Source organism: Fructilactobacillus sp. X2R6C1, assembly GCF_059901295.1.
In genome coordinates, this window is sequence record NZ_JBWXUZ010000009.1 from 1 (window position 1) to 581 (window position 581).

The following is a 581-nucleotide window of genomic DNA, read 5'->3' on the forward strand; positions in this document are numbered from 1 at the left end:
ATTAATTCTCCCAAAATTACTGGTTACACACCAAGTCAAGCTAGTGTAACGGGTGATGCTGCTGAAGGAAAAGACGATGTTCATACCGTTGTCTACACTGCCAATGAAGAACAAGCTCATGTTGAATACATTGACCAAGATAATGGCAATAAAGTTCTAGTAACTGATAACTTAAACGGCAAGTTCGGTAGTCAATCTGATTACAGCACTGCGGATCGAATTGCTAGTTACGAAGCTCAAGGCTACGAATTGGTATCCGACGGATACCCAAGTGGTTACAAATTTGGTGACAATAATCCCACCTTCCAAGTTGTCTTAAAGCACAAGACCAAAGAAGTTACGCCAGATAACCCCGGAAACCCAGGTCAACCAGTGGATCCTAACAACCCAACGGGACCGAAGTATCCTGACGGCACTAGTAAGGACAACTTGACTAAGTCCATTACGAGAACCATCCACTACGTTTACGCCGATGGCAGTAAAGCCGCAGATGACAAAGTAGAAACGGTTACGTTCAACAGAACCGCCACCTTTGATGAAGTAACTGGTGAGATAACTTATGGTGCTTGGACATCTGACAA

General features: G+C 43.9%; 1 protein-coding gene. It reads left to right on the forward strand.

All coding sequences use genetic code 11. The features are described from left to right. On the forward strand, positions 1–581 hold a 581-nt coding region (locus tag AC6UDF_RS07110), incomplete at both ends, for a mucin-binding protein (RefSeq protein ID WP_500694599.1).